Annotated in this window: 24 protein-coding genes and 1 tRNA gene; 16 read left to right on the top strand and 9 right to left on the bottom strand. The window is 57.5% G+C overall.

Features of this window, described 5'->3' with window-relative positions; translation table 11 throughout:
- The first annotated feature begins 136 nt into the window (after nucleotides 1-136).
- The 16 genes from ruvC (at nucleotide 137) to nadA (ending at nucleotide 14,205) form a co-directional block, all read left to right on the top strand.
- Nucleotides 137-661 (top strand): crossover junction endodeoxyribonuclease RuvC, encoded by a 525-nt coding sequence (gene ruvC, locus IB246_RS11975; protein WP_019693260.1) that lies wholly within the window; start codon nucleotides 137-139, stop codon nucleotides 659-661.
- Nucleotides 662-776: 115 nt separating this feature from the next.
- Nucleotides 777-1,391, top strand: coding sequence for a Holliday junction branch migration protein RuvA (gene ruvA / locus IB246_RS11970; protein WP_008027783.1), 615 nt, complete (start codon nucleotides 777-779; stop codon nucleotides 1,389-1,391).
- A complete protein-coding gene (gene ruvB, locus IB246_RS11965; RefSeq protein WP_008038681.1) occupies nucleotides 1,392-2,453 on the top strand; it encodes a Holliday junction branch migration DNA helicase RuvB in 1,062 nt (353 codons plus the stop codon).
- Between the two features lie 127 nt (nucleotides 2,454-2,580).
- Nucleotides 2,581-3,048 (top strand): tol-pal system-associated acyl-CoA thioesterase, encoded by a 468-nt coding sequence (gene ybgC, locus IB246_RS11960; RefSeq protein ID WP_008027788.1) that lies wholly within the window; start codon nucleotides 2,581-2,583, stop codon nucleotides 3,046-3,048.
- Nucleotides 3,038-3,733, top strand: coding sequence for a protein TolQ (tolQ, locus tag IB246_RS11955; RefSeq protein WP_008027789.1), 696 nt, complete (start codon nucleotides 3,038-3,040; stop codon nucleotides 3,731-3,733). The genes ybgC and tolQ overlap by 11 nt, the downstream gene beginning before the upstream one ends.
- 23 nt (nucleotides 3,734-3,756) lie before the next feature.
- Nucleotides 3,757-4,209, top strand: a complete 453-nt coding sequence (gene tolR, locus IB246_RS11950) for a protein TolR (RefSeq protein WP_161806672.1) — start codon at nucleotides 3,757-3,759, stop codon at nucleotides 4,207-4,209.
- The gene (tolA, locus tag IB246_RS11945; protein WP_008038679.1) at nucleotides 4,209-5,288 is read left to right on the top strand and encodes a cell envelope integrity protein TolA; all 1,080 of its coding nucleotides are present in this window, start codon (nucleotides 4,209-4,211) and stop codon (nucleotides 5,286-5,288) included. The genes tolR and tolA overlap by 1 nt, the downstream gene beginning before the upstream one ends.
- Nucleotides 5,285-6,586 (top strand): Tol-Pal system beta propeller repeat protein TolB, encoded by a 1,302-nt coding sequence (tolB, locus tag IB246_RS11940; RefSeq protein WP_032832453.1) that lies wholly within the window; start codon nucleotides 5,285-5,287, stop codon nucleotides 6,584-6,586. Before tolA ends, tolB begins: the two co-directional genes overlap by 4 nt.
- Before the next feature lie 52 nt (nucleotides 6,587-6,638).
- Complete coding sequence (gene pal, locus IB246_RS11935; RefSeq protein ID WP_008027793.1) at nucleotides 6,639-7,136, top strand: peptidoglycan-associated lipoprotein Pal; 498 nt, start codon at nucleotides 6,639-6,641, stop codon at nucleotides 7,134-7,136.
- A 6-nt stretch (nucleotides 7,137-7,142) separates the two neighbouring features.
- Nucleotides 7,143-7,976 (top strand): tol-pal system protein YbgF, encoded by an 834-nt coding sequence (gene ybgF / locus IB246_RS11930; RefSeq protein ID WP_008038675.1) that lies wholly within the window; start codon nucleotides 7,143-7,145, stop codon nucleotides 7,974-7,976.
- Between the two features lie 165 nt (nucleotides 7,977-8,141).
- Entirely contained in the window at nucleotides 8,142-8,789 is a 648-nt protein-coding gene (queE, locus tag IB246_RS11925) for a 7-carboxy-7-deazaguanine synthase QueE (RefSeq protein ID WP_008038673.1), read from the top strand.
- Between the two features lies 1 nt (nucleotide 8,790).
- Nucleotides 8,791-9,483 (top strand): 7-cyano-7-deazaguanine synthase QueC, encoded by a 693-nt coding sequence (gene queC, locus IB246_RS11920; RefSeq protein WP_008038671.1) that lies wholly within the window; start codon nucleotides 8,791-8,793, stop codon nucleotides 9,481-9,483.
- A 63-nt stretch (nucleotides 9,484-9,546) separates the two neighbouring features.
- Nucleotides 9,547-9,622, top strand: a tRNA-Lys gene (locus tag IB246_RS11915).
- A 358-nt stretch (nucleotides 9,623-9,980) separates the two neighbouring features.
- Nucleotides 9,981-11,120, top strand: coding sequence for a dTDP-4-amino-4,6-dideoxygalactose transaminase (gene rffA, locus IB246_RS11910; protein ID WP_008038669.1), 1,140 nt, complete (start codon nucleotides 9,981-9,983; stop codon nucleotides 11,118-11,120).
- A gap of 142 nt (nucleotides 11,121-11,262) precedes the next feature.
- Nucleotides 11,263-12,861: a hypothetical protein gene (locus tag IB246_RS11905; RefSeq protein WP_008038666.1), complete on the top strand. Its 1,599-nt coding sequence runs from the start codon at nucleotides 11,263-11,265 to the stop codon at nucleotides 12,859-12,861.
- 285 nt (nucleotides 12,862-13,146) lie between these two features.
- Nucleotides 13,147-14,205, top strand: coding sequence for a quinolinate synthase NadA (nadA, locus tag IB246_RS11900; protein WP_008038662.1), 1,059 nt, complete (start codon nucleotides 13,147-13,149; stop codon nucleotides 14,203-14,205).
- A 134-nt stretch (nucleotides 14,206-14,339) separates the two neighbouring features.
- Here nadA and IB246_RS11895 read toward each other — a convergent pair whose 3' ends face one another.
- From IB246_RS11895 to arcC, 9 genes are all read right to left on the bottom strand, one after another.
- Nucleotides 14,340-14,828 (bottom strand): RDD family protein, encoded by a 489-nt coding sequence (locus IB246_RS11895; RefSeq protein WP_008038661.1) that lies wholly within the window; start codon nucleotides 14,826-14,828, stop codon nucleotides 14,340-14,342.
- Between the two features lie 96 nt (nucleotides 14,829-14,924).
- A complete protein-coding gene (locus tag IB246_RS11890) occupies nucleotides 14,925-15,137 on the bottom strand; it encodes a cold-shock protein (RefSeq protein WP_007977299.1) in 213 nt (70 codons plus the stop codon).
- A gap of 391 nt (nucleotides 15,138-15,528) precedes the next feature.
- Entirely contained in the window at nucleotides 15,529-16,653 is a 1,125-nt protein-coding gene (gene gcvT / locus IB246_RS11885) for a glycine cleavage system aminomethyltransferase GcvT (RefSeq protein ID WP_008038659.1), read from the bottom strand.
- Between the two features lie 41 nt (nucleotides 16,654-16,694).
- Nucleotides 16,695-18,071 carry an L-serine ammonia-lyase gene (locus tag IB246_RS11880; RefSeq protein ID WP_008038656.1) on the bottom strand — a complete coding sequence of 459 codons (1,377 nt, stop codon included), beginning with the start codon at nucleotides 18,069-18,071 and terminating at the stop codon, nucleotides 16,695-16,697.
- Between the two features lie 162 nt (nucleotides 18,072-18,233).
- A complete protein-coding gene (gcvP, locus tag IB246_RS11875) occupies nucleotides 18,234-21,086 on the bottom strand; it encodes an aminomethyl-transferring glycine dehydrogenase (RefSeq protein WP_008038654.1) in 2,853 nt (950 codons plus the stop codon).
- Nucleotides 21,087-21,097: 11 nt separating this feature from the next.
- Complete coding sequence (gcvH, locus tag IB246_RS11870) at nucleotides 21,098-21,481, bottom strand: glycine cleavage system protein GcvH (RefSeq protein WP_008027813.1); 384 nt, start codon at nucleotides 21,479-21,481, stop codon at nucleotides 21,098-21,100.
- A 452-nt stretch (nucleotides 21,482-21,933) separates the two neighbouring features.
- Entirely contained in the window at nucleotides 21,934-23,442 is a 1,509-nt protein-coding gene (locus IB246_RS11865; RefSeq protein WP_008027814.1) for a sigma-54-dependent transcriptional regulator, read from the bottom strand.
- A gap of 201 nt (nucleotides 23,443-23,643) precedes the next feature.
- Entirely contained in the window at nucleotides 23,644-24,006 is a 363-nt protein-coding gene (locus IB246_RS11860; RefSeq protein ID WP_008027817.1) for a DUF5064 family protein, read from the bottom strand.
- A 12-nt stretch (nucleotides 24,007-24,018) separates the two neighbouring features.
- Entirely contained in the window at nucleotides 24,019-24,948 is a 930-nt protein-coding gene (gene arcC / locus IB246_RS11855) for a carbamate kinase (protein WP_008027818.1), read from the bottom strand.
- Nucleotides 24,949-25,059: the final 111 nt, after the last annotated feature.

Genomic DNA, 25,059 nt, shown 5'->3' with positions numbered 1-25,059 from the left:
GAGCCTGCTCGCGAAAAACCTGAGAGCGCCGCGCCAATTCAGGTGTAGCGCGTTATCGTTAACGTCCATCGCGAGCAGGCTCGCTCCTACAGTGTTGTGGGTTCGCCACGCACATTCATTACAACCCGCAGGCGTTATGACTTTAATTCTTGGTATCGACCCCGGTTCGCGCATCACCGGCTATGGCGTGGTACGCGATACCGGGCGTGGCTGCGTGTACGTGGCGTCGGGCTGTATTCGTACCGGTTCCGGCGAGTTGCATGAGCGTTTGCAAATCGTCTATCGCGGCGTGCGTGAAGTCATTCAGACCTACGGCCCCGTGACCATGGGCATCGAAAAGGTGTTCATGGCGCGCAACGCCGATTCTGCGCTGAAACTCGGTCAGGCCCGAGGCGCGGCAATCGTTGCCGGCGCCGAAGAGAATCTGGAAATCGCCGAATACACGGCCACCCAGGTCAAACAGGCAGTAACCGGGACCGGCGCGGCGAATAAAGAGCAGGTGCAGATGATGGTGATGCACATGTTGAAACTCACCAGCAAACCGCAAATCGATGCCTCGGACGCCCTGGCCATTGCCATTTGCCATGCTCACACCCGTTCCAGCCTGTTGCCTCATGGTCTGGGCACGGCACGCAGTCGTGGCGGGCGCCTGCGTCTCTGATAGCATCAGCAGTCATTTTTACGGAATGAGGGTTTTGTGCCTGTGTTGTCGGCGCAACACCCTTGTTCTGTCAGTCGCCAGCCACCGAACTGGCCAACGCTCAAGGATCTGAAACGTGATTGGACGCTTGCGCGGCACACTGGCTGAGAAACAGCCGCCGCACCTGATTCTGGATGTAAACGGTCTGGGGTATGAGCTTGAAGTGCCCATGACCACGCTGTATCGCTTGCCGTCGGTCGGTGAACCGCTGACGTTGCACACCCATTTGGTCGTACGCGAAGACGCGCAGTTACTCTATGGTTTTGCCAGCAAACGTGAGCGAGACTTTTTTCGCGAGTTGATCCGTCTCAATGGTGTAGGGCCGAAATTGGCCCTGGCGTTGATGTCGAGTCTGGAAGTCGATGAACTGGTACGTTGCGTGCAGTCCCAGGACACCTCGGCCCTGACCAAGGTGCCGGGCGTGGGCAAGAAGACCGCCGAGCGTTTGCTGGTGGAACTCAAGGATCGCTTCAAGGCGTGGGAAACTGTGCCGGCGATGTTTGCCCTGGTGCCAAACCAGCCAGGCGGGCCGGATATTGCGCCGGTCGCCACCGCGGAAAATGACGCCGTCAGCGCGCTGATTTCCCTGGGCTACAAGCCGCAGGAAGCCAGCAAGGCGATTTCCGCGATCAAGGAGAAAGGTTTGAGCAGTGAAGACATGATTCGCCGTGCCCTGAAGGGAATGATCTAAGTGATTGAAGCTGATCGTCTGATAGCCGCCACGCCGGGCCCGCGCGACCGCGAGGAAGTCCAGGATCGGGCGATTCGTCCTGTCAGTCTGGCCGAATACATTGGCCAGCCGACCGTTCGCGAGCAAATGGAGCTGTTCATCCAGGCGGCCCGTGGGCGTAACGAATCCCTGGACCACACTTTGATCTTCGGCCCACCGGGCCTGGGTAAAACCACCCTGGCCAACATCATCGCCCAGGAAATGGGTGTGTCGATCAAAAGCACCTCGGGCCCGGTTCTGGAGCGTCCGGGTGACCTGGCTGCGCTGCTGACCAACCTCGAGCCGCACGACGTGCTGTTTATCGACGAAATCCATCGGCTGTCGCCGATTGTCGAAGAAGTGCTGTACCCGGCCATGGAAGATTTCCAGCTCGACATCATGATCGGCGAAGGCCCGGCTGCCCGTTCGATCAAGCTGGATCTGCCGCCGTTCACGCTGGTGGGGGCGACGACGCGCGCCGGCATGCTGACCAACCCGCTGCGCGACCGCTTCGGCATCGTCCAGCGTCTTGAGTTCTATAGCTCCGCCGACCTGGCGACGATTGTCAGCCGTTCGGCGAACATTCTTGGCTTGCCACTGGATCCCGAAGGCGCGTTCGAAATCGCCCGCCGGGCTCGTGGCACTCCGCGGATCGCCAACCGGCTGTTGCGCCGGGTGCGTGATTTCGCCGAAGTCCGGGCCAAGGGCCACATCACCAAACCGATTGCCGATCTCGCCTTGAATCTGCTGGATGTCGACGAGCGTGGCTTCGATCACCAGGACCGGCGTCTGCTGCTGACCATGATCGAGAAGTTCGACGGTGGACCGGTGGGCGTCGACAGTCTGGCCGCCGCGATCAGCGAAGAACGGCACACCATTGAAGACGTGCTGGAACCGTACCTGATCCAGCAGGGCTACATCATGCGCACGCCGCGGGGGCGGGTGGTCACCCGGCATGCGTACCTGCACTTTGGTTTAAACATTCCGTCACGATTGGGCGAGATGCCCGTGGTAGACGAGTTCCTTGATGCAGTGGACGATTAATTAATCTTTGCGCGCTTATTTTTCGGGCATTGTGCTGTCCCAGGACCGTACTTTCGCGAGAAAGCCGCAGATCAATGAAAAACAGTTGCCTGGCCGGATTGGCAACCTGAGGAGTAAGCACTAGAGTATGCGCGCGCAAAACGGGCTTGAGCCTTTCGCACATCGTTGTCGCGTTTATTACGAGGACACCGATGCGGGCGGCATCGTGTATTACGTTAATTACCTCAAGTTTATGGAACGGGCTCGAACCGAGCGGCTCCGGGAGCTGGGCTTTGCCCAATCCCAGCTGGCAGGGGAGGACCTGTTGTTTGTCGTGCATTCCAGCGAAGCGCGTTACCACGCGCCGGCGCGACTGGACGATGAGCTACTGGTAAGCGCTGAAGTAATCGAATTGAACCGTGTCAGCCTGCGCTTTAAACAGCAGGTCAGGCGAGCCACGGATAATGCGCTGCTCTGTGAAGGGCAGTTTTTGGTGGCCTGTGTGCGCACTGAAAGTTTAAAACCCCGGGCCATTCCCGAAGCTCTACGTGCGGCCTTTGCCGACGTGAGCGGCGCGGGTACACACTCAAAGCAGGAGATAAAGCGTGGAAGCTAACGTCGTCGACCATTCCTCCATGTGGAGCCTGGTCAGCAATGCCAGTATCGTGGTGCAACTGGTAATGCTGATCCTGGTAGCCGCATCGGTGACCTCATGGATCATGATCTTTCAGCGCAGCAACTTGCTGCGCGCCGGTCGACGCGCCCTGGAGAGCTTCGAAGAGCGCTTCTGGTCGGGTATCGACCTGTCCAAACTGTACCGTCAGGCCGGCAGCAACCCGGACCCGGATTCGGGCGTCGAGCAGATCTTCCGTGCCGGCTTCAAGGAATTCTCCCGTCTGCGTCAGCAGCCAGGCGTTGACCCGGAAGCGGTCATGGAAGGTGTGGCCCGCGCCATGCGCGTCGCCATCTCCCGCGAAGAAGAAAAGCTCGAGCAGAGCCTGCCGTTCCTCGCCACTGTCGGTTCCGTCAGCCCTTACATCGGTCTGTTCGGTACGGTCTGGGGCATCATGAACTCCTTCCGTGGCCTGGCAACTGCCCAGCAAGCGACCCTGGCCACTGTGGCTCCAGGTATCGCCGAGGCACTGATTGCAACTGCGATCGGCCTGTTCGCCGCCATCCCTGCCGTTATCGCTTACAACCGTTTTGCCGCTCGCAGCGAAACGCTGATCGGCCGTTACTACACCTTCGCCGATGAATTCCAGGCGATCCTGCACCGCAAAGTGCACACCAGCGAAGAATAAGCAGGTAATTTCCAATGGCTTTAATCGCTCGAGCTCGCAAAAAGCGCAAGCCGGTTGCCGAGATGAACGTAGTGCCTTACATCGACGTGATGCTGGTACTGCTGGTCATCTTCATGGTGACCGCGCCGATGCTCAATCAGGGCGTGAAAGTTGATCTGCCCAAGGTTTCCAGCGAAGCCTTGCCGCAGGACAACAACACCCAGGTCCTGACCATTTCGATCAAGGCTGACAAGACCTACTACTGGAACCTTGGCAGCGAAGTCGACACTGAAAAGCAGCAGGACAGGGCAATGACCTTGCCTCAGATGACTGATGCGGTGACCAAGATCATTCGCGCCGGGACTGAAGGCGGCAAACGTACCCAAGTGTTCATCCGAGGCGACAAAACCGTCGATTACGGTTCCGTCATGGGTGCCATGGGCGGATTGCAGAAGGCCGGGGTCGGTAATGTTGGCTTGATTACCGAGGCACCCTGATGCAGCAAATGCGAGAGCCATCCGCCTCGGAAAGCTACTTCTGGCCTAGTGTCCTGGCGATTGTCTTGCACGTGCTGGTTTTCGGCATGCTGTTCGTCAGTTTTGCCTTCACACCGGAGCTGCCGCCGGCCAAGCCGATTGTCCAGGCGACCCTGTACCAACTGAAGTCGAAAAGCCAGGCGACCACCCAGACCAATCAGAAGATTGCGGGTGAGGCGAAGAAATCCGCCGCGCGCCAGACCGAAGTCGAGCAGATGGAACAGAAGTTGATCGAGCAGGAAGCGATCAAGGCTGCGGAACAAAAGAAGGAAGACGCGGCTCAAAAAGCCGAAGAATCCAAGAAGGCCGACGAGACCAAGAAAGCGGAAGAGGCTAAAAAGGCTGATGAAGCCAAAAAAGCCGATGAAGCGAAGAAGACCGCCGAGGCCAAAAAGGCTGAAGAGAAACAATTGGCTGATATAGCCAAGAAGAAGTCCGAAGAAGAAGCCAAGAAAGCGGCTGAAGAAGAGGCCAAGAAAGCGGCCGCGGAAGAGGCCAAGAAGAAGATCGTCGAAGACGCGAAGAAGAAAGCCGCGGAAGACGCCAAGAAGAAATCTGAAGCTGAAGAGGCGAAGAAGAAAGTCGCCGAAGATGCGAAGAAGAAAGCTGCTGCCGATGCTGCGAAAAAGAAATCGCAGGAAGCGGCACGTAAATCCGCCGAAGAGAAAAAGGCTCAGGCCCTGGCAGATTTGCTTTCCGACACGCCTCAGCGTCAGCAGGCCTTGGCGGATGAGCAGGGTGACGAAGTCGCCGGCAGTTTCGATGACCTGATTCGTGCTCGTGCAGCGGAAGGCTGGGCTCGTCCACCTTCGGCACGCAAAGGCATGACGGTCGTGTTGCAAATCGGCATGTTGCCGGACGGTACGGTGACTTCGGTCAGCGTGTCCAAGTCCAGTGGTGACGGTCCGTTTGACGCGTCGGCAGTTGCTGCGGTCAAGAATATTGGACGTTTGACAGAAATGCAGGGAATGAAGCCGAGTGATTTCGCTCCGTATCGTTCATTCAAGATGACATTCACACCTGAGGATCTAGCCTTGTGAGAAACCTTCTTCGAGGAATGCTTGTCGTGATCTGCTGCCTGGCAGGGATTGCGACGGCAGATGAAAAAAACATTCTGGTCACCAGCGGCAGCGATCGGGCTACTCCGATCGCCGTCGTACCGTTTGGCAACCAGGGCGGCAGCGTGTTGCCGGACGACATGGCCGAAATCATCGGTAACGACCTGCGCAACTCGGGTTACTACTCGCCGATTCCAAAGCAGAACATGATCAGCCAGCCGAGCCAGGCCAGCGAAATCATCTTCCGTGACTTCAAGGCGCTCGGTGCCCAGTACGTCATGGTCGGCAGCATTGCTCCGGCGGGCGGTCGCCTGCAGGTTCAATACGCTCTGTTCAACGTCGCCACCGAACAGCAAGTGCTGACCGGTAGCGTGTCGGGCAGCGTTGATCAACTGCGTGACATGTCGCACTACATCGCGGACCAGTCGTTCGAAAAACTCACCGGTATCAAAGGTGCGTTCTCGACACGTCTGTTGTACGTGACTGCAGAGCGTTTCTCCGAGAAGAACACGCGCTACACGCTGCAACGTTCTGACTATGACGGTGCCCGTGCCGTGACCCTGCTGCAATCGCGCGAGCCGATCCTGTCGCCACGTTTTGCACCGGATGGCAAGCGCATCGCTTATGTGTCGTTCGAGCAGAAGCGTCCGCGCATCTTCATGCAGAACATCGATACCGGTCGCCGTGAGCAGATCACCAACTTCGAAGGCCTGAATGGCGCGCCAGCCTGGTCGCCGGATGGCAATCGCCTGGCGTTGGTTCTGTCGAAAGACGGTAACCCGGATATCTATGTGATGAACCTGGGTTCGCGTCAGCTGACCCGTGTTACCAACGGTCCTGGCATCAACACCGAGCCGTTCTGGGGCAAGGATGGTAATACCCTTTACTTCACCTCCGACCGTGGCGGCAAGCCACAAATCTACAAAACCAGCGCCAGTGGCGGTGGTGCGGAGCGTGTGACTTTCATCGGCAACTACAACGCCAATCCGAAGCTTTCGGCTGATGAAAAGACCCTGGTGATGATTCACCGCCAGGATGGCTTCACTAATTTCAAGGTGGCGGCCCAGGATTTGCAGCGCGGAAGCGTAAAAATCCTCACTGATAGCACTCTGGACGAGTCGCCTACTGTTGCGCCCAACGGCACCATGGTAATCTACGCCACCCGCCAGCAGGGCCGGGGAGTCTTGATGCTCGTGTCCATTAATGGACGCGTAAGGCTCCCGCTTCCTACCGCACAAGGCGAAGTCAGAGAACCTTCCTGGTCCCCTTACCTGAACTGACGCGGCGCTACACGTTGTACTTAACACACTGGGGTTCATTAGGAGTTTCACGATGGAAATGCTGAAGTTTGGTAAATTTGCTGCGCTGGCTCTGGCCATGGCTGTAGCTGTAGGTTGCTCGTCCAAAGGCGGCGACAACGCCGGTGAAGGCGCTGTTGATCCAAACGCTGGTTACGGCGCTAACACTGGTGCCGTTGATGGCTCCCTGAGCGAAGAAGCTGCTCTGCGCGCAATCACCACCTTCTACTTCGAATACGATAGCTCGGACCTGAAGCCAGAAGCCATGCGCGCTCTGGACGTTCACGCCAAAGACCTGAAAGCAAACGGCGCTCGCGTTGTTCTGGAAGGCAACACCGACGAACGTGGTACTCGTGAGTACAACCTGGCACTGGGCGAGCGTCGTGCGAAAGCCGTTCAACGCTACCTGGTACTGCAAGGTGTTTCCCCAGCTCAGCTGGAACTGGTTTCCTACGGCGAAGAGCGTCCAGTTGCTACCGGCAACGACGAGCAGTCCTGGGCTCAAAACCGTCGCGTCGAACTGCGTAAGTAATTCGTCATGCGAACGTGCCGTCGTGCTGTAACTGTTTTGGCTCTCAGCCTCGCACCGCTTGCGGTGTGGGCTGCGGTTCCTGTGGTCGATAATGACTCCGGCTATAACAATAGCGGGAGTAGTTATCCGCCTGCGGGTTACGGTACGAACGGCGCCTATGCCGGGGGAGGGGTTTCGGCCCCTGTCTCGGCACAGGGCGAGCTGTTCAACCAACTGCAATCGATGCAGGAGCAGATCTCGCGCCAACAAGGTGTGATTGAAGTTCTGCAAAATGATGTAGCGCGCATGAAGCAGGAAAACCTGGAGCGATACCAGGATCTTGATCGGCGCATAGGAACCGGCGTTGCACCAGCCGCGACTCCTGAGAATTCTTCTACCGGTGGCGATCTGAATGCCCCCGGCGCAGCAGCGGGTGCAGGGGCGGCAGCCGCTCAGGCTCCGGCCGCGGGTAGCGAACCGGCGGATCCAGCGAAGGAAAAACTGTATTACGATGCAGCCTTCGACTTGATCAAGGCCAAGGATTTCGACAAAGCCAGTCAGGCTTTCTCCGCTTTCCTGCGCAAATACCCGAACAGCCAATACGCGGGCAATGCCCAGTACTGGTTGGGCGAAGTAAACCTGGCCAAAGGCGATCTGCAAGGTGCAGGTCAGGCATTTGCCAAGGTTTCGCAGCTGTACCCAAAGCACAACAAAGTGCCTGATTCGCTGTACAAGCTGGCTGATGTAGAACGCCGCCTCGGTCATCCCGACAAGGTAAAAGGCATTCTGCAACAGGTCGTGTCCCAATATCCGGGCACTTCCGCCGCTCAGCTGGCCCAACGTGATCTGCAACGCATGTAAGCCTGCTTGACCCATTTCGAAGAAACCCGCGCTTGTCGCGGGTTTTTTCGTTAGAATTCACGCCCTTTTTATGAAATACGCTTTTTGGGGCCTGCGCGTTGGCGAGGTTCCTTGAAGTGCTGACGGAGGCGGACAGCCTGTTTAGCTGTTACGCCCGTGGCGACTATGCAAGACACATTGAGAATCACCGAAGTTTTCTACTCGTTGCAGGGGGAAACGCGGACTGCCGGGCTGCCCACAGTATTTGTGCGCCTGACCGGTTGCCCATTGCGTTGCCAATACTGCGACAGCGCCTATGCGTTCACTGGCGGTACTGTCCGAACGCTCGACGACATCCTCGAGCAAGTGGCCGGTTTCCGCCCGCGTTATGTGTGTGTCACCGGCGGAGAGCCGCTGGCGCAACCCAATGCCATCCTATTGCTCAAGCAGTTGTGCGACGCCGGTTACGAAGTGTCACTGGAAACCAGTGGTGCACTTGATATCTCGGCGGTAGATTCACGCGTCAGTCGCGTTGTCGACCTGAAAACCCCGGGTTCGAAGGAAGCGCATCGCAACCGCTATGAGAACATCGAGCTGCTCACCCCCAACGACCAGGTGAAGTTTGTCATCTGCTCGCGGGAAGACTACGACTGGGCCGTGTCGAAGCTGATTCAGTACGGTCTGGATCGCCGAGCCGGTGAAGTGCTGTTCTCGCCAAGCCACCATGACCTGAATGCTCGGGATCTGGCTGACTGGGTGGTGGCGGACAACCTGCCAGTACGTCTGCAACTGCAGCTGCATAAATATCTTTGGAATGACGAGCCGGGGCGCTGATATGACTGAACAAACGAATACTGCTGAAAAACGTGCGGTCATCCTGCTGTCCGGCGGCCTCGACTCGGCGACGGTCGTGGCCATGGCTCGCGCTGAAGGCTATAGCTGCTACACGATGAGCTTCGATTACGGTCAGCGGTCTCACGCTGAATTACACGCCGCTGAACGTGTTGCCCGGGACTTGGGTGTGGTCGAGCACAAGGTCATCGGTTTGAACCTGAACGGCATCGGTGGCTCGGCACTGACCGACAGCAGCATTGATGTGCCGGAAGAGGCAGGTGAAGGCATCCCTGTGACTTACGTGCCTGCTCGCAACACCGTGTTTCTGTCCCTGGCGCTAGGCTGGGCCGAAGTGCTCGGGGCGCGCGACATCTTCATTGGCGTTAACGCTGTCGATTACTCCGGCTATCCGGATTGCCGTCCTGAGTTCATCGAGTCCTTCGAGCGCATGGCCAATCTGGCGACCAAGGCCGGTGTCGAAGGCAATGGCTTCCGCATTCAGGCGCCCCTGCAAAACCTGAGCAAGGCGCAGATCGTCCAGGCGGGCGTGAAGCTCGGCGTCGATTACGGTCTGACCGTTTCCTGCTATCAGGCGGACGATAAAGGCTACGCGTGCGGCAAATGCGACAGCTGCCGACTGCGTGCAGAAGGCTTCGCAGCCGCCGGAATCAGCGATCCAACACCTTATTTTTGATTTATTTCAAATTAGGTGTTGAATAGTCCTTAAAAATCAGTATTATACGCGCCACCACACAGCGGGTCGTTAGCTCAGTTGGTAGAGCAGTTGGCTTTTAACCAATTGGTCGTAGGTTCGAATCCCACACGACCCACCATTTTTATAGCAGTTTTAAAAGTCTGGAAGGCCCACGAAAGTGAGGATTTCCGGATTTTTTTTTGCCTGGAAGAAAGTGCGCGGCGCGGACGGAGCAGAGGTGTATGGCTTTCGTAGGCGTGTGACTTCGTAAGGGCCATGGCAGGCGCCATTTTCGACATGGATGTTCAGAATGACAGGCTCATCTGACATACTGTGACAAAGTGGAATTGGCAGAGACATAAAGAGATGAAAGCCCGGATCGGGGCTCTCCTTCTGCCGTCCAGGCAATAGGGTTTCAACTTTTTCTCACCGTGGTTTTCATTGAAACTCCGAAAACCTAATGAGCCAAGGCCAAAACTTACCCAGTCGGAGCAGGCATGAGCACTGAAAAAATACTCTTCAATCGTCCATACATGACGGGTAAAGAGCTGTACTACATCGCAGAAGCCAAGTTTGGGAATATGCTGGCGGGTGATGGCTCCTTCACCAAGCGTTGTCATCAATGGATTGAACAAAGCACGGGCTGTAATACCGCGCTCCTCACTCATTCATGCACCGCCGCACTTGAAATGGCTGCATTGTTGCTGGATATACAGCCTGGCGATGAAGTGATCTTGCCGTCCTATACGTTCGTTTCAACCGCCAATGCCTTTGTACTGCGCGGTGCGATCCCTGTATTTGTGGATATTCGTAAAGATACATTGAATCTGGATGAGAAGCTGATTGAAGCAGCCATTACTCCCCGGACCAAAGCTATTGTTCCTGTTCATTATGCGGGCGTGTCCTGTGAGATGGATACGATCATGCATATTGCTCGTAAGCATGGTCTCAAAGTAGTGGAGGATGCTGCCCAGGGTGTAATGTCCAGCTATAAGGGGCGTGCACTTGGGAGTATTGGTGATCTCGGTGCATTCAGCTTTCACGAAACAAAGAATGTGATTTCGGGTGAGGGCGGTGCGCTTTTAGTTAACGAACCTCAGCTTTCGTTGCGCGCTGAAATTATTCGTGAGAAAGGCACTGATCGCAGTCGCTTCTTTCGTGGGCTGGTAGATAAATATACCTGGCAGGAAGTAGGTTCTTCATTTTTGCCAGGAGAGTTGATTGCCGCATTTCTTTGGGCTCAACTGGAAGAGGCCAAAAGTATCACCGATCGACGATTGGCAGTCTGGGACTACTATCATGCTGCCCTTGCTCCTTTGGAGCAAAAGGGCTTGTTGCGTCGTCCAATTGTGCCGGAAGACTGTCAGCACAATGCGCATATGTACTACGTGTTGCTGGCGCCAGGTGTTGATCGACAGGCTGTCCTGGAAGCGTTGAAGCAAAACGATATATCCGCAGTATTCCATTATGTTCCTCTTCATTCGTCACCAGGCGGCCTGCGCTACGGACGAGTTCATGGTTCCATGGACAATACGGATGCACTTTCAGAGTCTCTATTGCGACTACCTCTTTGGGTCGGCTTGGCACCAGAGCAGCAAGATAAAGTCGTGGACGTCTTGGCGCGGGCTATTAGTTAATCTACGTGTTTTGTGAAGAGTTGCAGTGAGATTCAATGGCGAACAGGGTGCCATTCGTGGCATCCGTGCCTATGGTGCGTGAGGTTAATATCTCCGGAACAGGCATATTGAAGTTCGTTTTCATAACAGAGATTTAGACATTATGTTTTTTGCGGTGCTAAAGCAGGTATCTGAAAGAATTTCGGCCAGTTTGGCTCTGAAGATAGTTTTTGTGGTGCTGGCATATTTGTCTTACGCCTTTCCCATGATTTACGCCTACTTTGAATCTGTCAATTTCATCTATGTAAACGCCTGGGATGAGGAGACTTATCTAAGCTATCAAGGCGCATTGGGTTCTTTGACAGTACCAGGGTATTGGGCATCCGGGGCGATCGTTTATACCCTACAAAATCTGGGGTTGAGTGGGGGAGAAATCAATATTCTGTTTGATTGTCTCTTGACCCCAGCCACATTTTTCTTGCTTGTATTTATTCTTCATCGGTTGAATGTCAACTATGGGCGGGCGTTAATATACGCAGCGATAGTTTTGTTTTCTCCCATTATTTTTAATTTCGGTAATCCGCTTATAGCGCATCTGACCAGGGATTATGGTGTATTCGGTTACGGCTGGGAATATTACCAATCGGCGTTGAGAACGCCGGAGCCACAGTTGTCATATTTTTTTGTTGTGCTGGCGGTTTCGGCTTTTTTAAAAACCGGGCGCTTGCTTTGTTTGGTTGTGTTGTTGCCGTTGTTATATTTCTATGTGGGGGTATCTTATGCGTACTTCCTCGTCTGTGGTTTTATCTTGCTGCATTCATGGTTCTATAATAAGAGCCTGAGCTATTTGCGAATAGGTATCGCCTGCGTGGCGTCTTATTTGGCTATGTCTTTCGGTTTTATGTTTTTTGATTTTCTGTTTTTGTCAAAAGATCCATTTATTTCCGCGATGTCGGATGGTTATATAAAAAGCCATGTGCCGATGTTGCCAGTTTCCGGCCTTGTAGCGCTTGGTTTTTTCTTGGTTCAGATTGCTCTTTCCCGTCGATACGCGATAAAAGACACTTGGCATCTATATAGCCAGTTTTTTATTGCTCTTTCGTTGTTCCTTGTTTGTAATGTGCACGTTGTCTCTGGGGTTATGCTGTCGTACAAGAATTATATTGATTACTCCACCAGTCTTGTGGCTGGGGTGGCAATAATTATTTTTCTTGATTTTCTAAGGTGTCATGCGATCAAAGGTGCGAGGCTTGCTTGTTTTGCTGTCGCCTCGATTATTTTATATCTTACGTTCAAGGCTTATGGGTTCAACTTCAGTGAACTGGAGTACACGTATTTCCGTGGTTTGCAGTTCAAATCGGTTGAAGAATATAAGGCGGCCTCAGACGATCCGATGTCGATCGTTATTCAAGACAGTGATTTGTCTGCCAAGCTGCCTTACTCGGTTTCGATGATGGCGGTGCCACTATTCTCCTATCAGTACAACTTTCCTTTGGTTGCTAACGGATGTCGTGCTGTTCTTGAACGAATGGAAACAGTTGCCGATACTTTGAAGAGCCGTTCACAAGGCGATTCATCGTTGAAAGTTGACTATTTTGACGCTTCGATCAAAGCGTTTTCGGGACAGAAGTATGTGCCGCTTGAAAAGCAAAGGGATTTCCCCGCAAACGTGATTTGCAAAAAACTGCCCATGGATGGGGATGTCAAAGTGCTAGATGCTCAATTCAAGGATAACGGCTGGATCACCATCAAGTTATTTTGATTCGTGCACCGAAAAGCGGTGGTGGCCGGGTTTTTAATCGTCCGCCACCACTCAATCTCTTAGTACTGGCAGATTTCTCGCTTCAAGAATCATGACCGGCAAGGCGTTGTGTATCGGAATCAGCTTGAAATGGTCTTTTGTCTCCAGGGGATATTCTGTAGCCTTGCGCAGCTTCAACGCTGTCCATGCCTGATGAATACTCACTTTCCCGGCGGTACCCCTGAAGGGTCCGGAGCCGGGTGTATACTCGACTTTCGCGCGTAAGCGCTTGCAGGTCTTGCGAACATGACGCAGATTTCCGAACGCCTTCTGGTTCAAGCCCACCTCGACGCCAAGCAGCCCAAGCCGCTGACGGTCGAGGAAGAGGCCTATTATCGCGCTGCCATTGCTGCCGAGCTCAAGGCTCAGGACGCGGTGCTGGTTGCACACTTCTATTGTGATCCGGTTATTCAAGCCCTGGCTGAAGAAACCGGTGGCTGTGTCTCCGACTCGCTGGAGATGGCCCGTTTCGGCAATGCTCACCCGGCCAAGACCGTTGTGGTCGCCGGTGTGAAATTCATGGGCGAAACCGCCAAGATCCTCAATCCTGAAAAACGTGTGCTGATGCCGACCCTGGAAGCGACCTGTTCGCTGGACCTGGGTTGCCCGGTGGACGAGTTCTCGGCGTTCTGCGATCAGCACCCGGAACGTACCGTGGTGGTGTATGCCAACACCTCGGCAGCGGTCAAGGCCCGGGCGGACTGGGTTGTGACCTCAAGTTGTGCGCTGGAGATCGTTGAAAGCCTGATGGATAACGGCGAAACGATCATCTGGGGCCCGGACAAGCACCTGGGCACCTACATTCAGCGCCAGACCGGTGCGGACATGTTGCTGTGGGACGGGGCCTGCATCGTTCACGAAGAGTTCAAGTCCAAGCAGCTCGAAGACATGAAAGTGCTGTACCCGGACGCGGCGATTCTGGTGCACCCGGAATCACCGACCTCGGTGATCGAGCTGGCGGACGCTGTCGGTTCCACCAGTCAGTTGATCGCAGCGGCGCAGAGCCTGCCGAACAAGACGCTTATCGTTGCCACCGACCGTGGCATCTTCTACAAGATGCAGCAGTTGTGCCCGGACAAGGTGTTCATCGAGGCGCCAACAGCGGGTAACGGCGCGGCGTGCCGCAGTTGCGCGCACTGCCCGTGGATGGCGATGAATACGCTTGAGCGCACGCTGAAGGCCTTGAAGGAAGGGGCGAACGAGATCTTTGTCGATCCGGCGTTGATCCCTCAGGCGATTCGCCCGTTGAAGCGGATGCTCGACTTCACTCAGGCTGCGCGGATGAAGCTGGCCGGGAACGCCTGATAGCTGTCAGGCAAATTGAAAAACCTGTGGGAGCGAGCCTGCTCGCGATGGCGGAATGTCAGCAAACATTAATGTCGGCTGACACTCCGTCTTCGCGAGCAGGCTCGCTCCCACAATGGTTTTACGCTATCCGATTATTTGGTCTTCTTCGGGATCCGCACCAGCTGGGTGCCCGAATAGATGTCATGCCAGCTACGTTTCTGTTTGTCGAACAATGACCAGATGAATCCAAGGCCGACGCACAGCAAGGATGCGATCGACACGACAAAACGCAGCAGTGCCTGCCACAGGCTGATGGATGAGCCATCGGCGTTCTGCACGCGGATGCACCAAACCTGCATGCCCAGGGTCTGCCCGGACCAGGTCCAGAACTTGGCGAAGAAGCCGAACAGCACGAACAGCAACACCGTCGAGAGCAACGGGTCACCGTCCAGCGCGCCGGCTTCGGTCAGGGTGCGCATTTTGTCTTCGCCGATGATCGCCATCTGGATCATCTTGTAGAGGCCGCTGGTGACGATCAGCAGGGCAGTGCACAACAGAAAGTCATAGAACATCGCTGCCAGGCGACGGCCCAGGGTCGCGGCGGGAAAGTCGCCCTGAGGGTTGAGCAGGTGTTTCGACATGGCAGGGCTCTCGACGGAAAAAGAAGCCATTTTACGGATTTACGCGCACAAAAAAGCCCCTGATGTCAGCATCAGGGGCTTTTTCGTAACAGAAGGTTAGGCTTCTGCTTGTACTTCGTCAGCCTGCATGCCTTTCTGGCCTTGCACGGCGATGAAGGTCACTTTCTGGCCTTCTTTCAGGCTCTTGAAGCCGTTGCCCTGAATAGCGCGGAAATGCACGAACAGATCCGGACCGCTTTCTGGAGTGATAAAACCAAAACCTTTCTCGTCGTTAAACCACTTGACGGTACCGCTCTGACGTTGGGACATTTCTTATTTCCTTTGACGCAAAAATTAATGACAGTCTCCTTCTCATGAAAGAGTACTGGGGCTGGTTGCAGGAGAGTAAGAAGACGTCGAACGGGATGTAGCTAACTTGTAGGCTACTGCCCAGGTCACGATTCCAAGCGACCCATGCAAACACAGTGAACAAACTCTACGCCAACTACGGGAGAAAAAACAAGCCCTGTGAGAGGCCCGGTTTTACTCAGGTTGCTGGCCATTAGTGTTTCACTAGTTCCGGCTTATTCGATGCGGCGGTTCAATTGTTTTCGATTGTTATAAGCAGCGTTCATAAACGAAAGCTTGCACTGTTTTATGGCGGTTGCGTTACACATTAGTGCACTGTTAACGCAACCGCGTTACTTATAGAAACAGTCAATCAACCACGATAGTAGCGTTGTGCAACGAATGGCATTTTGCTTACAAGCAAAGGCACCTTTTTCCCACGAACAATTGCGAACACAGGTGTGTCGATGGCGATGTATGCGCTGTCGAGGTAACCCATGGCCAAAGGACCGCTCAAGGTCGGACCGAAACCGCCGCTGCAAACGCTACCGATGATCTCGCCTGCTTCGTTGACGATCTCTGCACCCTCGCGCACGGGTGTGCGTTCCTGCGGTAACAGGCCTACGCGCTTGCGGCTGACACCGGCTTGCTGCTGGGCGAACACGGTTTCAGCGCCAGGGAAGCCGCCGGCCCGCGCGCCATCGGCACGTCGAGGCTTGGAGATGGCCCACAGCAGGCTCGCTTCAATCGGAGTGGTGTCGGTGTTCATATCGTGGCCGTAGAGGCACAGGCCGGCTTCCAGACGCAGCGAATCACGAGCGCCCAGGCCAATGGCCGCAACTTCCGGTTCAGCCAACAGGGCGCGGGCCAACGCTTCGGCGTTGGCAGCCGGCACGGAGATTTCGAAACCGTCTTCGCCGGTGTAACCCGAGCGGCTGACAAAGCAGTCCACGCCCAGCAACTTCACGCGGGCGAACTGCATGAACGTCATTTTCGCCACTTCCGGCGCCAGGCGCGCGAGCACCGTGACGGCGGCCGGACCTTGCAGGGCCAGCAGTGCGCGCTCTTCGAACAGCGGCTCGATGGTGCATTGGTCGCCGATGTGTTTGCGCAGGTGCGCGAGGTCCTGATCCTTGCAGGCGGCGTTGACCACCAGGAACAGTTCGTCGTTACCGAGGTTGGCGACCATCAGGTCATCGAGGATGCCGCCCGTCTCGTTAGTGAACATGGCGTAGCGCTGCATGCCCACCGGCAGGTCGATAATGTCCACCGGCACCAGGGTTTCCAGGGCCTTGGCGGCATTGGCGCCGGTCAGGCGGATCTGGCCCATGTGCGAAACATCGAACAGCCCGGCCTGATCACGGGTGTGCTGGTGTTCCTTCATGACGCCCAGCGGGTACTGCACCGGCATGTCATAGCCGGCAAACGGCACCATGCGGGCGCCGAGTTCGATGTGCAGTGCGTGCAACGGGGTTTTCAACAGTTGTTCGGTGGACATATCCAGCTCCTGAAAAAGTGTGCAGATGCAGTGAGCGCGCATCAGCACTCGATAATGTTGACCGCCAAACCGCCACGGGCGGTTTCCTTGTATTTGCTTTTCATGTCGGCGCCGGTCTGGCGCATGGTGCGGATGACTTTGTCGAGGGAGACGAAGTGCTGACCGTCGCCACGCAGGGCCATGCGCACGGCATTGATGGCTTTCACCGAGCCCATGGCGTTGCGCTCGATGCAAGGCACTTGCACCAGCCCGCCGATCGGGTCGCAGGTCAGGCCGAGGTTGTGTTCCATGCCGATTTCGGCGGCGTTTTCCACTTGCTGCACGGTGCCGCCAAGCACTTCGCACAACGCGCCGGCCGCCATCGAACAGGCCACGCCGACTTCACCCTGACAGCCGACTTCAGCGCCGGAGATCGACGCGTTTTCTTTATAGAGAATGCCGATGGCGGCAGCCGTCAGCAGAAAACGTACGACGCCGTCTTCGTTGGCGCCGGGGATGAAGCGCATGTAGTAGTGCAAAACTGCCGGGACGATGCCCGCTGCACCGTTGGTAGGCGCGGTGACCACGCGCCCGCCATTGGCGTTTTCTTCGTTGACCGCCAGGGCGTACAGGTTGACCCAGTCCAGCACCGACAACGGATCGCGCAGCGACGATTCGGGGTTTTTGCACAGTTGCCGATGCAGCGCTGCCGCCCGCCGCTTGACCTTCAAACCGCCGGGCAGGATGCCTTCGTTACGGCAACCGGCGTCGACGCAATCCTGCATCACTTGCCAGATTTTCAGCAGGCCGGCGCGGGTTTCCGCTTCCGGGCGCCAGGCGCTTTCGTTGGTCAGCATCACCTGGCTGATGGACAGGCCGTAAGTGGTGCAATGAGTGAGCAGATCCTTTGCGCTTTTGAACGGGAAGGTCAGGGGGGTGGCGTCTTCGACGATACGGTCGGCGCCGGCGGCGTCTTCATCGACGACGAAACCGCCGCCGACCGAGTAGTACTCGCGGCTGCGGATCTGCAGGCCCGCCGCGTCGAATGCGCGGAAGATCATGCCGTTGGGGTGATAGGCCAGCGGTTTGCGGATCATCGCCAGGTGTTCTTTCTCGTTGAACGCAATGCTGTGTTCGCCGAGCAGGTTCAAGCGACCGTTGCCACGAATGTCTTGCAGACGGGCGGCGACGGTTTCGGTGTTCACGGTGTCCGGGTGTTCACCTTCCAGACCGAGCAGCACAGCCTTGTCGCTGCCGTGGCCCTTGCCGGTGGCGCCGAGCGAGCCGTAGAGCTCGACTTTGACGCAGGTGGTGGCGGCCAGCAGCCCTTCACGGCGCAAACCTTCGACGAAACGCGCAGCAGCGCGCATCGGGCCGACGGTATGGGAGCTGGAGGGGCCGATGCCAATCTTGAACAGGTCGAACACGCTTAACGACATGGTTGTTCTCCGGTTTCTTGTTATGAGGAGCACCGCGACCCCGTAGGAGCGAGGCTTGCCCGCGAAGCTTTTGGCGACCTTGATGGCCTCTTCGCGGGCAAGCCTCGCTCCTACGGGGTTTTGTGGCGTCCTAGTGGGGCGAGAGAGTCCGCCCCCTATAGATCAAGCGTAGCTTTCGATCGACGGGCAAGCGCAAACCAGGTTGCGATCACCGAAGACGTTGTCGACGCGACCGACCGGCGGCCAGTATTTGCCTTCGATCAACGACGCGACCGGGTACACCGCTTGCTCACGGCTGTACGGATGGGACCACTCGCCGACCAGTTCCGCCGCAGTGTGCGGGGCGTTTTTCAGCGGGTTGTCGTCCTTGTCCAGGGTGCCGTTTTCCACTGCGCGGATTTCTTCGCGGATGCGGATCATGGCGTCGCAGAAGCGGTCCAGTTCTTCCTTGGATTCGCTTTCGGTCGGCTCGATCATCAGCGTGCCGGCGACCGGGAACGACATGGTCGGGGCGTGGAAGCCGAAATCGATCAGGCGCTTGGCAACGTCATCGACGCTGATGCCACTGCTGTCTTTCAACGGACGCAGGTCGAGGATGCATTCGTGCGCAACCAGGCCGTTGCTGCCGGTGTACAGCACTGGATAGTGCTCTTCGAGGCGACGGGAAATGTAGTTGGCATTGAGGATCGCCAGTTGCGAAGCGCGCTTGAGACCCGCGCCACCCATCATCCGAATGTACATCCAGGTGATCGGCAGAATGCTCGCGCTGCCGAACGGTGCCGCGCAGACCGCGCCTTCCTTGCGATCCATCTGGGCGTGGCCCGGCAGGAACGGGGTCAGGTGCGATTTCACGCCGATCGGGCCGACGCCCGGGCCGCCACCACCGTGAGGAATGCAGAAGGTTTTGTGCAGGTTCAGGTGGGACACGTCGCCGCCGAACTTGCCCGGCGCGCAGAGGCCGACCATCGCGTTCATGTTGGCGCCGTCGATGTACACCTGGCCGCCGTTGTCATGAATGATGCCGCAGATTTCGCGGATGCCTTCTTCGAACACGCCGTGGGTCGACGGGTAAGTGATCATCAGCGCAGCGAGGTGTTCGCGGTGCTCGATGGCCTTGGCGCGCAGGTCTTCGATGTCGACGTTGCCACGGGCGTCGCAGGCGGTCACGACCACGCGCATGCCAGCCATGTTGGCGGTGGCCGGGTTGGTGCCGTGGGCGGACGACGGGATCAGGCAGATGTCGCGACGGTCTTCGCCACGGCTCTGGTGGTAAGCACGAATGGCCAGCAGACCGGCGTATTCACCTTGCGAACCGGCGTTCGGTTGCAGCGAGATCGAGTCGTAACCGGTGGCGGCGCAGAGCATCGCTTCCAGTTCGTCGGTCAGTTGCTGGTAACCGGCGCTTTGTTCGGCTGGGGCGAACGGGTGCAGGGCACCGAACTCAGCCCAGGTCACCGGGATCATTTCGCTGGCGGCGTTGAGTTTCATGGTGCACGAACCCAGCGGGATCATGGTGCGATCCAGGGCCAGGTCCTTGTCGGCGAGCTTGCGCAGGTAGCGCATCAGCTCGGTTTCCGAGTGATAACGGTTGAACACCGGGTGGCTGAGGATCGGCGATTGGCGAACCAGTGCAGCCGGGATCGCGCTAACCACTGCCGCTGCGATGGCAGCGAAGTCCGGCAGTGCTTTGCCGTCGGCGAACAAGGCCCACAGGGTTTCGACGTCAGCTTGCGAAGTGGTTTCGTCGAGGGACAGGCCCAGACGCTCGCCATCGACTACGCGCAGGTTGATCTGCTGCGCACGCGCCTTGTCATGCAGTTTGGCGGTGTTGGCGCCGGTGTTCAGGGTCAGGGTGTCGAAGAAGCTGGCTTGCTCGACGGTCAGGCCCAGTGCGCTCAAGCCCTTGGCGAGGATCGCGGTCAGGTGATGAATGCGGTTGGCAATTTGCGTCAGGCCTTTCGGGCCGTGATACACGGCGTACATGCTGGCGATGTTGGCCAGTAGAACCTGCGCGGTGCAGATGTTGCTGGTGGCCTTCTCGCGACGGATGTGTTGCTCGCGGGTCTGCATGGCCAGGCGCAGGGCCGGCTTGCCGAAACGGTCCACGGAGACACCGACCAGACGGCCCGGCATGTCGCGCTTGAACGCATCTTTGGTGGAGAAGTAAGCCGCGTGCGGGCCACCGAAGCCCAGCGGCACGCCGAAGCGTTGTGCGCTGCCGATGGCCACGTCGGCACCGAACTCGCCCGGCGGGGTCAGCACGGTCAGGGCCAGCAGGTCGGCAGCGACGGCAACCAGTGCGTTGGCGGCGTGGAAGCGCTCGGTCAGTGCACGGTAATCGAAGACGTCACCGTTGCTGGCCGGGTATTGCAGCAGGGCGCCGAAGAACGGCGTCACGTCAGTCAGTTCAAGCTCGTCGCCGACAACCACGTCGATGCCCAATGGCTCGGCACGGGTGCGCAGCACGTCGAGGGTCTGCGGGTGGCAATGCACGGAGGCGAAGAACGCGTGGCTGCCTTTGTTCTTGCTCAGGCGCTTGCAGAAGGTCATGGCTTCGGCGGCGGCAGTGGCTTCGTCGAGCAGCGAGGCGTTGGCGATCGGCAGGCCGGTCAGGTCGCTGATCAGGGTCTGGAAGTTCAACAGCGCTTCGAGACGGCCCTGGGAGATTTCTGGCTGGTACGGGGTGTAGGCGGTGTACCAGGCCGGGTTTTCCAGCAGGTTGCGCAGGATCGGCGACGGTGTGTGGGTGCCGTAGTAGCCCTGGCCGATGTAAGTCTTGAACAGCTGGTTCTTGGCAGCGATGCCTTTGATCAACGCCAGGGCGTCGGCTTCGCTCAGGCCGTCTTCGAGGCCGAGCACGCTGGTGCCTTTGATGCTGTCCGGAATGACGCTGGCGCTCAGGGCTTCCAGCGAGTCGAAACCGAGGCTGTTGAGCATCGCTTGCTCATCGCCGGAACGCGGGCCGATGTGGCGCGCGATGAATTCGTTGGCAGTGCTCAGATTGATTTGAGTCATGTGCGTGCTCCTCAGGCTTCGGCGTTGGCTTTGATCAGACGGTCGTAGGCGTCCTGATCCAGCAGTTTGGCGACAGCCGAGGCGTCAGTTGGCTGGAAGCGGAAGAACCAGCCTTCGCCCAGCGGATCTTCGTTGACCAGTTCCGGGCTGCTGTCCAGCGCCGGGTTTACTTCAAGCACTTCACCGTCGAGTGGCATGTACACGCCGCTGGCGGCTTTTACCGATTCCACGGTGGCGGCTTCTGCGCCTTTGTCGTAGGACTGCAGCTCAGGCAGTTGTACGAAAACCACGTCGCCCAAAGCGTTCTGCGCGAAAGCGGTGATGCCGACGGTGACAGAGCCATCAGCTTCGGTACGCAGCCATTCGTGATCTTCAGTAAAACGCAACTCGCTCATGGAAACTCCTAAGGGGGCCAGACTCGTCTGGTGGACGCGATTGAATGCTTGGGCGTAAGCCCTGATTTATGAGTGGTTACTAAGCAATTTCGCGGCCAGTTTGATTTTATTGTTATAAATCAAATGGTTAGGAGTTTGTTTTGAAGATGGCTTTTTGATCGGTGTAGCGAAATCGCTACAGTCGAGTGCGAACAAAAAAGTATAGGTGGATCAAAGCCTTGTGCAGCGGTGATCCGATGAGGGTGTATCGATATCGTTCCGCTGTAGCGCTTTCAGTACAGATGGAGGTCGTTTTTGAAGAGCCTTTCAGGCTGGACACAAAACCTGTGGGAGCGAGCCTGCTCGCGATAGCGGAGGGTCAGTCACCATTTGTATCGACTGATACTCCGCTATCGCGAGCAGGCTCGCTCCTACAGTGGTTTTGTGTTGAGAACGAGATCGTATTCTCAGCCTCACGGCTTGTTGGGAATCCCGTACTTGCGCAACCGATGGGCAATTGCGGTGTGGGAGGTTTGCAGGCGGCTGGCCAGTTGCCGGGTCGAGGGGTAGCTGACGTAGAGTTTTTCCAGCAGGGTCTTTTCGAACTCTTCCATCGCCTGCTCCAGGCTGTCGACTTCTGTGTCGCTCTGGCGCGCCACGGAGGTGCCGGCGATGTCGAGGTCGCCGATGTCCACCAGGCTGCTTTCGCAAATCGCCGCGGCGCGAAAGATCACGTTCTGCAATTGCCGCACGTTGCCCGGCCAGCGGTTGCCCAGCAACGCCGGGTAAGTGCCCGGTGCCAGGCGACACACCGGTCGCTGAATCTGCGCGCAGGCCTGCTGCATGAAATAGCGCGCCAGCAGCAGAATGTCCTGGCCGCGTTCGCGCAGCGGCGGGACTTCGACGTTGAGCACGTTGAGGCGATAGAACAGGTCTTCGCGGAACGAGCCTTCGCTGACCATTTTTTCCAGATCGCGGTGCGTGGCGCTGAGGATCCGCACGTTGACCTTCACTTCACGATCACCGCCCACCCGACGGAAACTGCCGTCGTTGAGGAAACGCAGCAGTTTCGCCTGCAAGTACGGCGACATCTCGCCGATCTCATCGAGAAACACCGTGCCCTGGTTGGCCAATTCCATCAGCCCCGGCTTGCCGCCCCGTTGCGCGCCGGTGAAGGCGCCGGGGGCGTAGCCGAACAGCTCGCTTTCGGCGAGGTTCTCTGGCAATGCCGCGCAGTTCAGTGCCAGGAACGGTGAACTGTGCCGCGCGCTGATGGCGTGACAGGCCCGGGCGACGAGTTCTTTGCCAGTGCCGGTTTCGCCCTGGATCAACAGCGGCGCATCGAGGGCTGCAACCCGCTGCGCGCGGGCCTTGAGCGTACGAATCGCCGGGGATTCGCCGAGCAGCGCATCGAACCCTTCGGCATGGTCGTGGTGCAGCGCCGAGAGGCGTTCGCCGATGCGGTTCGGTTGATACAGCGTCAGCAGGGCGCCGGCGTCGGTGATCGGCGTGGCGTCCAGCAACAAAGTCTGGCCGTTGACGGTGATCTCCCGCAGCGGCAGGCGAAAGCCGTGTTCCAGCAAGGCGTCGAGCAATGCGGGATCGGCAAACAGGTCAGCGACACTTTCACCGGCCGGTTCGCGACCGTACAAGGCAATCAATGCCGGGTTGGCCAGCAGCACCTTGCCGGCGCTGTCCAGGGCCAGTACCGGGTCGGTCATGGCCGCGAGCAGCGCATCGAGTTGCAAGTGCCGACGTTGGCCGGGAAGGATGTCGACCACCGTCATCGCTTGCACGCCGCGCACGCTGAGCAAGGCGTCGTGCAGCTCTTCGAGCACGTCCGGGCTCAGGGTCGGGGCGTCGATGTAGACGTTGGGCGGAACCATTTCCACCGCATCCAGATTGAGATTGCGCCCACCGAGCAGGGCCAGGACTTCCTGGGTAATGCCGACGCGGTCGATGAAGCTGACGTGGATACGCATGGGGCGGTATTGGGTTCTGGAGTGCGGAGGGTGGCAAGTATGCCTTGGAGGAGGGGTTCAGGTGAAATCCGCTGATGGGATCGCCACCTGTAGGAGCCGGCTTGCTGGCGATCGCATCGCCTCGGTTTGTCTGATTCACCGAGGCGATGCTATCGCCAGCAAGCTGGCTCCTACAGGTTTTGTGTTGTGCAGGGGCGTGGGTTATTCGAAGTGTTCGATGTTCACCGGGTCGCCGGATTTCATATCCAGCTGCTTGCGGATGTCTTCGAACATCAGATCGTAATGCTTGTGGACCGAGCCGATCTGGCTGTGGGTCTTCGGAATCCCGTACTTCTCGGCGATTTTCGTTACGTTGTTGGCGAAGTTGTAGGCTTCCTCCTTGCGCAGAAAGAAGGGCTCCTTCACGTCCTTTCCTTGAATACTGCCATGCAGGGTGAACTGAATTCCTTTCTCCCCCTTGGGATTCTTGCTGACTTCATAGTCGAGGTGCACGTTGTAGCTGACATCGTCCGGTGTCAGTGCATGGCGCTCAATGTGCAGGTGACCGGGCTCGAACTGTGCCATTGACGGTTCTCCTTATAAATAAGTAATGCCAGGTTTTGCCGTGCTGATGCGGGTGCCGGCCGTGCCCTGGACGATCGCCTCGATGTCCGAGAGTGAACCGATCACCGCGACCTTTCCAGTATGGCGCGCGAACTCGCAGGCTGCCTGAACCTTGGGTCCCATGGAGCCGGCGGCGAAGCCGAGTTTTTCCATTTCGTCCGGGTGCGCCTGGCCGATGGCCTTTTGCGTGGGTTTACCGTAGTCGATGAAGGCCGCGCTGACGTCGGTGGCAATCACCAGCAAATCGCTGTCCAGCTGTTCGGCCAGCAGCGCCGAGCACAGGTCTTTGTCGATCACCGCTTCCACGCCTTGCAGCTTGCCATGAGCGCCGTACATGGTCGGAATGCCGCCACCGCCGGCGCAAATCACGATGCTGCCTTTTTCCAGCAGCCACTTGATCGGGCGGATTTCGAAGATGCGTTTCGGTCTCGGGCTGGCCACCACGCGGCGGAATTTGTCGCCGTCCGGGGCAATCGCCCAGCCTTTTTCGGCGGCGAGTTTTTCTGCTTCGGCCTTGGCGTACACCGGGCCGATGGGTTTGGTCGGGTTCTGGAAGGCCGGGTCGTTGGCGTCGACTTCGACCTGGGTCAGGAGCGTGGCGAAGGGCACTTCGAAGTCCAGCAGGTTGCCCAGTTCCTGTTCGATGATGTAGCCGATCATGCCTTCGGTTTCGGCGCCGAGCACGTCCAGCGGGTAAGGCGACACCGAGGTGTAGGCCGCCGCCTGCAACGACAGCAGGCCGACCTGCGGGCCGTTGCCGTGGGCGATGACCAGTTCGTTGCCGGCATGGATCTTGGCGATCTGTTCGGTGGCGATCCGGATGTTGGCGCGTTGGTTGTCCGCGGTCATGGGTTCACCACGGCGGAGCAGGGCGTTACCGCCCAGAGCAACGACGATACGCATGATTCAGTCCTTCTAAAGCAGAGAAGTTGCGGATGTCCTTGTAGGAGCCGGCTTGCCGGCGATGACATCACCGCGGTGAATCTGACAGACCGAGGAGATGCCATCGCCGGC

Source organism: Pseudomonas sp. PDM01, from assembly GCF_014852325.1.
GTDB lineage: Bacteria > Pseudomonadota > Gammaproteobacteria > Pseudomonadales > Pseudomonadaceae > Aquipseudomonas > Aquipseudomonas migulae.
Note: the sequence above shows the minus strand (reverse complement) of the source record. Positions and strands in the feature narration are given on the sequence as shown.